At 74.7% G+C, this 9,172-nt stretch carries 7 protein-coding genes and 1 pseudogene; 5 read left to right on the plus strand and 3 right to left on the minus strand.

What is annotated here, in order from left to right; translation table 11 throughout:
• The 3 genes from DEF28_RS23635 to DEF28_RS23645 all read right to left on the minus strand — a co-directional run.
• The coding region (locus DEF28_RS23635; protein ID WP_309485851.1) for a biotin carboxylase N-terminal domain-containing protein at positions 1 to 318 on the minus strand (318 nt) is incomplete at its 3' end.
• 206 nt (positions 319 to 524) lie between these two features.
• A complete protein-coding gene (locus DEF28_RS23640) occupies positions 525 to 755 on the minus strand; it encodes an acyl-CoA carboxylase subunit epsilon (RefSeq protein WP_114400265.1) in 231 nt (76 codons plus the stop codon).
• Positions 752 to 2,359, minus strand: a complete 1,608-nt coding sequence (locus DEF28_RS23645) for an acyl-CoA carboxylase subunit beta (RefSeq protein WP_114400266.1) — start codon at positions 2,357 to 2,359, stop codon at positions 752 to 754. The genes DEF28_RS23640 and DEF28_RS23645 overlap by 4 nt, the downstream gene beginning before the upstream one ends.
• A 316-nt stretch (positions 2,360 to 2,675) precedes the next feature.
• On the opposite strand from DEF28_RS23645, the gene DEF28_RS23650 reads away from it, so the two are divergent.
• From DEF28_RS23650 to DEF28_RS23670, 5 genes and pseudogenes are all read left to right on the plus strand, one after another.
• Positions 2,676 to 3,446: an ABC transporter ATP-binding protein gene (locus tag DEF28_RS23650; RefSeq protein ID WP_114400267.1), complete on the plus strand. Its 771-nt coding sequence runs from the start codon at positions 2,676 to 2,678 to the stop codon at positions 3,444 to 3,446.
• Entirely contained in the window at positions 3,422 to 5,026 is a 1,605-nt protein-coding gene (locus DEF28_RS23655) for a hypothetical protein (protein WP_114400268.1), read from the plus strand. Before DEF28_RS23650 ends, DEF28_RS23655 begins: the two co-directional genes overlap by 25 nt.
• 245 nt (positions 5,027 to 5,271) lie before the next feature.
• Complete coding sequence (locus DEF28_RS23660) at positions 5,272 to 5,586, plus strand: hypothetical protein (protein WP_147280241.1); 315 nt, start codon at positions 5,272 to 5,274, stop codon at positions 5,584 to 5,586.
• A 237-nt stretch (positions 5,587 to 5,823) separates the two neighbouring features.
• On the plus strand, positions 5,824 to 8,424 hold the full coding sequence (locus tag DEF28_RS23665) for a phosphoenolpyruvate carboxylase (protein ID WP_258862668.1): 2,601 nt from the start codon (positions 5,824 to 5,826) through the stop codon (positions 8,422 to 8,424).
• 425 nt (positions 8,425 to 8,849) lie between these two features.
• A pseudogene (locus DEF28_RS23670) lies at positions 8,850 to 9,172 on the plus strand (hypothetical protein); the annotation flags it as partial.

Below are 9,172 nucleotides of genomic sequence, written 5' to 3' on the forward strand. Positions count from 1 at the left end.
GGGTGGGGGGCCGATCCAGGTGAGGCCGGCGTCGATGACGGCTTGGGCGAAGTCGGCGTTCTCGGCGAGGAAGCCGTATCCGGGGTGGACGGCATCCGCTGCAGAGTCGGCCGCGGCCTTCAGCACCTTCGCGACGTCGAGGTAGGAGCCGGCGGGGGTCTGGCCGCCCAGCGCGTGCGCCTCGTCGGCGAGCTTGACGTGCAGCGCGTCCAGGTCGGGCTCGGCGTAGACGGCGACGCTGGCCAGGCCGGCGTCCCGGCAGGCACGCGCGATCCGCACCGCGATCTCGCCCCGGTTGGCGATCAGAACTTTACGCACGGTCGAATTTCCTCCTGGAACGGCGTCGGGCTGGTGCTCACGCCTGATGCTGAAAGTCTAGGGAGAGGGGGTGGGACGGCGGCTCGTCCGGCGTTCGCGCTCTGCTCGGACGCGGCCGCTGGGACGGGGCCGCTGGGACGGGGCCGGCCGGGCCGGCGCTCCGCCCGGGGCCGCGGGCGGGAGGCCGCGGCCCCCCGTACGGCGGCTCAGCGGAGGCTGGTCCGCCAGGCGTCCGGGCCAGGGCGCAGCGGGGCGCGGAGCAGCCGGGACGGGTCGCGCCAGGCCGAGCGCCGCGGCGCCGCGGCGGCCTCCCGCGCGGCCCGGGCCGCACGGGCGCGGGCCGTCAGCACCGCGACCAGGGCGGCGACCTCCTCCGGCGTCGGGTCGCCGCGCACCACCCGCAGGTGCGCGCCGGGCCGGGACTCGTGCCCGCTCACAGCGGGATGTTCCCGTGCTTCTTGGGCGGCAGCTGGGCGCGCTTGGTGCGCAGCGAGCGCAGCGCCTTGGCGACCGCCGTCCGGGTCTCCGACGGGAGGATCACGCCGTCGACGTAGCCGCGCTCCGCGGCGGCGTACGGGTTGAGCAGGTGGTCCTCGTACTCCTGGATCAGCCGGCCGCGCTCGGCCTCGACGTCGTCGGCCGCGGCCAGCGCGCGCCGGTGCAGGATGTTGACCGCGCCCTGGGCGCCCATGACCGCGATCTGCGCGGTGGGCCACGCCAGGTTGATGTCGGCGCCGAGGTGCTTGGAGCCCATGACGTCGTAGGCACCGCCGAACGCCTTGCGCGTGATCACGGTGATCAGCGGGACGGTGGCCTCGGCGTAGGCGTAGATGAGCTTGGCGCCGCGCCGGATGATGCCGTTCCACTCCTGGTCGGTGCCGGGCAGGAAGCCGGGCACGTCCACGAACGTGAGGACCGGGATGTTGAAGGCGTCGCAGGTGCGGACGAACCGGGCGGCCTTCTCGGAGGCGTGGATGTCCAGGCAGCCCGCGAAGCTCATGGGCTGGTTGGCGACGACGCCGACCGCGCGGCCCTCCACCCGGCCGTACCCGACCACGATGTTCGGCGCGAACTGGGCGTGCACCTCCAGGAACTCGCCGTCGTCCAAGACGTGCTCGATCACCCGGTGCATGTCGTAGGGCTGGTTGGCGGAGTCCGGCACGAACGTGTCGAGCTCCAGGTCAGCATCGGTGATCTCCGGCTCGGCCTCGGCGTCGTCGTAGGCCGGCGGGTCCTCCAGGTTGTTGGAGGGCAGGTAGGACAGCAGCGTCCGGACGTAGTCGAGGGCGTCCTGCTCGTCGGTGCCCATGTAGTGCGCGACACCGGACCGGGTGTTGTGCGCCCGGGCGCCGCCCAGGTCCTCCATGGAGACGTCCTCGCCCGTGACGGTCTTGATCACGTCGGGGCCGGTGATGAACATCTGCGACGTCTGGTCGACCATCACGATGAAGTCGGTGAGCGCGGGGGAGTACACGTGCCCGCCGGCCGCCGCGCCCATGATCAGCGAGATCTGCGGGATGACACCGGACGCGTGCACGTTGCGCTTGAAGATCTCGGCGTACAGGCCGAGCGCCACGACGCCCTCCTGGATCCGCGCGCCGCCGCCCTCGTTGATGCCGATGACCGGGCAGCCGGTCTTCAGCGCGTGGTCGAGGACCTTGACGATCTTCTCGCCGTACACCTCGCCGAGCGAGCCGCCGAAGACGGTGACGTCCTGGCTGAAGACCGCGACCGGCCGGCCGTCCACGGTGCCGTAGCCGGTCACCACGCCGTCGCTGTAGGGGCGGTTCCGCTGCAACCCGAACTGGGTCGACCGGTGCCGCGCCAGCGCGTCGAACTCGACGAACGACCCGGGGTCGAGCAGGGCGTCGATGCGCTCGCGCGCGGTCATCTTGCCTTTGGCGTGCTGCTTCTCGATGGCTCGCTCGGACCCGGCGTGCACGGCCTCGTAGCGGCGGCGCTGCAGGTCGGCGAGCTTGCCCGCGGTGGTGTGGATGTCGATCTCCGCCGGGGGCAGCGGTTCAGGGGCTTCGGTCGCCATGAAAGACCAGCGTAGTGCGGGTAATGGCTAGGCCACTCTGGCGGCCGGGGGTTACCGGATGGTATGTGGGGATGGGCACAGGCCGTCGGCGCTGGTCAGGTGCGGCAGTCGGCGGGCGGATGCGGCCGTGCGCACCGCTGCGCACTGGTGGGCGTGCCCGGGAGTACGAACCGCGTGCCGGCCCTGCCGCCGGTGATTCGCGGCCCGCGCCGGCGGCGCGTCCTCCGCGGCGGCGACGCTCCGCGGCGGCAACACGTGCGCGGGCGGAGGCCGGAGAAACCGGCGGCGGCGACCCCGGTTCGGTAGCGTTCCCGCCATGAGCGAATTCGCCGTTCAGACCCGCGGGCTCGTGCGGAGGTTCGGCGAGCGGACCGCGGTGGCCGGGGTGGATCTCGCGGTGCCCGCCGGGAGCTTCTTCGGGCTGGTCGGGCCGAACGGTGCGGGGAAGACGACGACGCTCTCGATGATCACCGGGCTGCTGCGGCCCACCGCCGGCAGCGTGACGCTGCTCGGCGACGACGTGTGGCGGGATCCGGTGGCCGCCAAGGCGCGTATGGGAGCGCTGCCGGAGGGCTTGCGGCTGTTCGAGCGGCTGTCCGGGCGGGAGCTGCTGCGCTACACGGGACGGCTGCGCGGGATGCCGGCCGGCGTGGTCGCCGCGCGGGCCGACGAGCTGCTGGCGGTGCTCGACCTCGACGCGGCGGCCGACCGGCTCGTCGTGGACTACTCCACCGGCATGCGCAAGAAGATCGGACTCGCCGCGGCGCTGCTGCACAATCCGGCCGTGCTGTTCCTCGACGAGCCGTTCGAGGGCGTCGACCCCGTCTCGGCCGGCACCATCCGGGCCGTACTGGAGCGCTACACCCGCTCCGGGGCGACCGTGCTGTTCTCCAGCCACGTCATGGAGCTGGTGGAGCGGCTGTGCGACCGGATCGCGGTCCTTGACCAGGGTCGGGTGGTGGCCGCCGGTCCCGTGGCGGAGATCCGGGGCGGCCGCTCCCTGCACGAGGCGTTCCTCGCGCTCGTGGGGCGGCGGACGGCAGGGGAGGACGGTGGGCTGGCGTGGCTTGGACGCTGGTCCGGCTGAAGATCAGCCTCATCGCCGGCGGGCTGCGCGGCGATGTCGTGCGGACGCTGGCGTTCGTGGTGGGCGCCGCGACCGGTGTGGCCGCCGCGGCGCTCGGCTTCACCGGGTTCGCGCTGCTGCGCGGACTGGGGGACGCGGCGACCGACCTCGGGGTCGTCGCGTTCGCCGTCTTCACGCTGACCTGGGCGCTGGTGCCGGTCTTCGCGTTCCGCTCGGACGAGACCCTGGACCCGGCGCGGTTCGCGCTGCTGCCGCTGCGTCCCGGGCAGGCGGCGGCCGGGCTGCTCGCCGCGGCGGGGACGGGGGTGGCGCCCATCGCGGCCACCGTGGCGCTGAGCGGCAGCGTGGTGGGCCTGCCGCGGAGTGCGGGAGCGGTCCCGGTCGCCGTGGCCGCCGTGGCGCTCACCGTGCTGACCTGCCTGCTGCTGGGCCGGATCCTGCCACTGGTCCTGCTGCCCCTGCTGGCCCGGCGGCCGGCGGAGGTGGTGAGCGCGGGGATGGCGGTGCTCGTGCTGCTGGTCGCGGCGGGGCAGCGGTGGCTGGTCACGTTCGACCCCGACCGGTCGGCCGCGCAGCTCGCCGCCCTCGCCGGCTGGCTGCGCTGGACCCCGCCGGGCATGGCGGCGCAGGCGGTGGGTGACGCCGGGGCGGGGAACCACCTCGCGGCGGCCGCCCGGCTGGCCGGGGTGGCGGTGGTGGTCGCGGTGCTCGCCTGGTGCTGGCGCCGCGTGCTGGCCGCCGCCCTGGTGGCGCCAGCGCCGGCGAGCGGCCACCCCGCCGCCCGCCGGAGGGGCCGCCGGGGGTTCGGCCCGCGCGGGATGCCGGCCCGGACCGCCGCGGTCCTCGGACGGGAGCTGCGCTACACCTGGCGGGAGCCGCGGCGCAAGGCCAACGTGGCCACGCTGGCGCTGCTGCTCGGCTGCCTGCTGATGCTGGTCGCGGTGGTCCCGGCGGCGGCCGCCGGGCCGGGCGCGGCCGGGACGCTCATGGTGCTCGCGGGCGGTATCGCGGCGCTGAGCTCCTCCGCCAACTACTTCGGCCTGCAGGGCGCGGCGCTGTGGAGCACCGCGATGGCAACCGGCGGCGCCCGGGACCTGCGGGCCGAGCTGGCCGGCGCGCTGCTCGCCGCCACGGTGCCGGCGGTGCCGATGCTGGCCGCGTTCGCCGCGCTGTGCACGCTCGTCGTCCAGCCGGACGACGCCGGGCTCGCGGGCACCGCGCTCGCCGCCGCGCCGGGCTGCGCGGCGTTCGGGGTCGCGCTCGGCGCGGGGGCGCTGCTCAGCGTGCTGCTGCCCTACCCGCTGCCGGAGCGCCCGCACAATCCGTTCGCCGGCCCCGGGGCCGGGCAGGGGCTGGTGGTGTCGCTGACGGTGATGGCGGCCCTGCTCACCGTCAACGTGTGCGTGGCCCCCGTCCACGCCGCCGTCCACCTGCTGGGCCCGGGCGCCGCTCCGGCGGTACTGGCGGCGGGCGCCGGCTACGGCGCGCTGGGCGCGTGGGCGGGCATCCACCTGGCGGCGCGGATCGGCGCCCGGCGGCTCCCGGAGATCGTGGAACGGGTGGGGCGCCCGGCGGGGTGACGGCGTTCCGGTTCACGGGGAGCGCGGGTGCGAACCCGGTGGGCGTGCGGTTCGCGGAGCACCAGGGGAAGCACCAGGGATCGTCGCCGGGCCGGCCGGGGACCCGGGACCACGGCCGGACGCCGTGACGCACCGGCGCCGGGTGCGCGGGAACCGCCGACCGCCGGGCTTTCGAAGCGGCTATCCGGGCTTTTACCATCGGGCGACGACTCGGCCGGCCTGATACGGGGCCAGGCGCGGGTGCCGTGGCGAACGAGGAAGCGAGGAGCATGGCGAAAGAGGAGAACCAGGAGTTCGATCCCCGCCCGAATCTCAGCTTGGACGGGAAGACGGACCTTCCCAGTGCGATCATCAACGCGAAGGCCGGACGCAAGCAGGGCCGGGAGCGGCACCGGCAGGCGGTGGAGGAGATGAGGCAGGAGAAGAAGGCCGCGAGGGCCAACGACCGTGCGCTCAAGAAACAGGGAAAGGTTCTGCGGTCTGCGCGCGCGGCACAGGAGAGCCAGCGGCCCACGAGCCTCATGTCCTACCTGAGAGGCGGACGCGGGAGGGGCGGGTAGCGCCGCCGCGGACCCGCCCCCGCTGGGGGCGCCCTCAGCGAGCCGGAGCGCCGCGCCGCTCCGGCTCGCGGTGCTGAGGGCGTCGGATGCCCGCCTCACCGGCTCCGGCGGCCGCAGGGTGAACATCTCGGGACGTTCGCCCACAGGGCGCCCCGCCCTGGAATGGTCTGAACCAATCTCGCTATCGTGATCAGCATGACAGCGGTAAGTGCGGAACGCGACAGCGCGCGGCAGGAGATGCCCGACCAGTTGCGGAGCGATGTCCGCCTGTTGGGCGGGATGCTCGGCACCATCCTGGCGGAGAGCGGCGGCGAGGACCTGTTGGCCGACGTCGAGCGGCTGAGGCACGCCGTCATCGGCGCGCGGGACGGGGCCGCCGTCCCGGGTGAGGAGATCACCCGGCTGGTGGCCTCGTGGCCGCTGGAACGCGCCAAGGAGGTGGCGCGGGCCTTCACCGTCTACTTCCACCTGGTGAACCTCGCGGAGGAGCACCACCGCATGCGGGCGCTGCGCGAGCGCGACGACGCCGACAACCCGCCGCGCGAGTCGCTCGCCGCCGCCGTCCGGGACATCCGGGCCGAGCTCGGCGAGGACCGGCTGCGGGAACTCGTGGCCGGCATGGAGTTCCACCCCGTCCTCACCGCGCACCCGACCGAGGCGCGGCGGCGGGCGGTCTCCACCTCGATCCAGCGGGTGAGCGCGCAGCTGGAGCGGCTGCGCGGCGCGCACCCGGGAAGCTCGGAGGAGGCCGAGGCGCACCGCCGGCTGCTGGAGGAGATCGACCTGCTGTGGCGCACTTCGCAGCTGCGGTCCACCCGGCTGGACCCGCTCGACGAGGTGCGCACCGCCATGGCGGCCTTCGACGAGACGATCTTCCGGGTGGTCCCGGAGGTCTACCGCACGCTGGACACCGCCGTGGACCCGGAGGGGGTCGGGCTGCGTCCCTCGCGCGCCAAGCCGTTCGTCCGCTACGGGAGCTGGATCGGCGGCGACCGCGACGGCAACCCGTTCGTCACCCACGAGGTCACCCGCGAGGCGATCGCCATCCAGTCCGAGCACGTGCTGCGGGCCCTGGAGAACGTCTGCGGCCGGATCGGCCGCACGCTGACGGTGGCGGCCGAGCTGACCCCCGCCTCCGGCGACCTGCTCGACACCCTGGCCACGGCGCGCGCCGGGTACCCGCGGGTGCTCGGCCGGATCGCGAAGCGCTCGCCGGACGAGCCGCACCGCCAGCTGCTGCTCTACGCGGCCGAGCGGCTGCGCGCCACCCGCGAGCGCAACGCCGACCTCGCCTACCCCGGCCCCGAGGCGCTGCTGGCCGACCTGCGGGTCGTCCAGGAGTCGCTGGCCGCCGCGGGGGCCGTCCGGCAGGCGTACGGCGAACTGCAGCACCTCATCTGGCAGGCGGAGACGTTCGGGTTCCACCTCGCCGAACTGGAGATCCGGCAGCACAGCGGGGTGCACGCCCGCGCGCTGGCCGAGCTGCGCGCCGGCGAGGAGCCGTCGGAGCAGACCGCCGAGGTGCTCGCGACCCTCCGGGTCGTCGCCTGGATCCAGGAGCGCTTCGGTGTGGACGCCTGCCGCCGCTACGTCGTGAGCTTCACCCAGTCCGCCGAGGACGTCGCCAACGTCTACGAACTCGCCCGCCGCGCCCTGCCGACCGGCCGCGCGCCGGTGCTCGACGTTGTGCCGCTCTTCGAGACCGGCGCCGACCTGGAGGCCTCCCCGCGCGTGCTGGACGGCATGCTGGAGCTACCCGAGATCCAGCACCGGCTGGCCGCGACCGGGGGGCGCCTGGAGGTCATGCTCGGCTACAGCGACTCCGCCAAGGACGTCGGGCCGGTAAGCGCGACCCTGCGGCTCTACGATGCCCAAGCCCAGCTCGCCGACTGGGCGCAGCGCCACGACGTGCGGCTCACCCTCTTCCACGGGCGCGGCGGCGCGCTGGGGCGCGGTGGCGGACCGGCCAACCGGGCGGTGCTCGCCCAGGCGCCCGGATCGGTCGCCGGGCGGTTCAAGGTGACGGAGCAGGGCGAGGTCATCTTCGCCCGGTACGGCCAGCGCGCCATCGCGCGGCGCCACGTCGAGCAGGTCGGGCACGCCGTCCTCATGGCCTCGACTCCGGCGGTGCAGGACCACGCGGCCGCGGCGGCGGAGCGGTTCCGCGGCACGGCCGACCGCATCGCCGAGGCCGCCCACACCGCCTACCGCGCGCTGATCGACACCGACGGCTTCGCCGAGTGGTTCTCCCGGGTGAGCCCGCTGGAGGAACTGGGCGACCTGCGGCTCGGCTCCCGGCCGTCCCGCCGCTCGGCGGCCCGCGGCCTGGCGGACCTGCGCGCGATCCCGTGGGTGTTCGCCTGGACCCAGACCCGCGTCAACCTGCCGGGCTGGTACGGCCTGGGCAGCGGCCTCGCCGCGGTGTCCGACCTCGACGAGCTGCACGCCGCCTACCAGGAGTGGCCGCTGTTCGCGTCGCTGCTGGACAACGCGGAGATGAGCCTGGCCAAGACCGACCGGACCATCGCCGGGCGCTACCTGGCCCTGGGCGACCGGCCGGAGCTGACCGAGCGCGTGCTCGCCGAGTACGACCGCACCCGCGACCTGGTGCTGCGCGTCACCCGGCACCGGCGGCTCCTGGAGAACCGCACGGTGCTGTCGAGGGCCGTCGACCTGCGCAACCCCTACGTGGACGCGCTGTCCCACCTCCAGCTCCGAGCGCTGGAGGCACTGCGCACCGAGTCCGAGCACCTTTCGGAGGGGGACCACGAGCACCTGGAGCAGCTGCTGCTGCTCTCGGTCAACGGCGTGGCGGCCGGCCTGCAGAACACGGGCTGATCCTGTGCGGGGGTGCGGAGGCGGGCACCGCCTCCGCACCCCCGGCCGGCTCGGCGGCGCGGTCAGGCGGGGGCGGGTCCCCGGTCGGACGGCCGTCCCGCCACGGCGGCCCCGGCGAGCGGCAGCGCGGCAGCCGCCGGCGGCGCGGTGTGCGTTCCGGGGGGACGGGCGCGGCACCACCGCCGCCACGAGCGGGATGACGATGGGGAGGCCGGTGGCGCCGCCCGCGTAGCGGGCCATGCTCGGCACGCCCGGACCGAGCGCGCTGCGGCCCCCATCAGGGGCCACGGCGAGCCGGGGTCGGTCCCGTGATCGAACCGTCAGCCGCTTGGAGAGGTGCTGCCGAAGGAGTACGCCGCCTAGACAGTTGATGGGAGTTCGCCGGAACGGCTGCGGGCATGGCGAAGGGCGCCCACGATCAGTGTGTGAAGACAAACCTGGACGCCCTTCTCACCGCACTCTACGTCCATCCCGACGACCACGTCCTGCCACCACGCGAACAACCCCGGCGGCGCGGACCCCCCCGCCTGCTCACCGACGCCGAGCTGGTCTGCGTGGCCGTGGCCCAAGTACTCCTGGGCTGCGATTCCGAGCGCCGGTGGCTGCGCACGGCCCCCTCCCGGATCGGCCACCTCTTCCCACGCCTGCCCGGCCAGTCCGAATACAACCGGCGCCTGCGCGCCCTGGGCCCGGTGCTCTTCGCGGCCGCGCAGTGGCTGGCCCGGGCGATCCCCACCTGGCACGAGAA

The organism is Marinitenerispora sediminis (genome assembly GCF_003336425.1).
In the GTDB taxonomy this organism is placed as follows: Bacteria; Actinomycetota; Actinomycetes; order Streptosporangiales; family Streptosporangiaceae; genus Marinitenerispora; species Marinitenerispora sediminis.

Excerpts from the sequence above, each read along its gene's own strand:
- DEF28_RS23645 (WP_114400266.1), bottom strand. The coding sequence starts at position 2,359 with ATGGCGACCGAAGCCCCTGAACCGCTGCCCCCGGCGGAGATCGACATC.
- DEF28_RS23650 (WP_114400267.1), top strand. The coding sequence starts at position 2,676 with ATGAGCGAATTCGCCGTTCAGACCCGCGGGCTCGTGCGGAGGTTCGGC.
- DEF28_RS23665 (WP_258862668.1), top strand. The coding sequence starts at position 5,824 with ATGCCCGACCAGTTGCGGAGCGATGTCCGCCTGTTGGGCGGGATGCTC.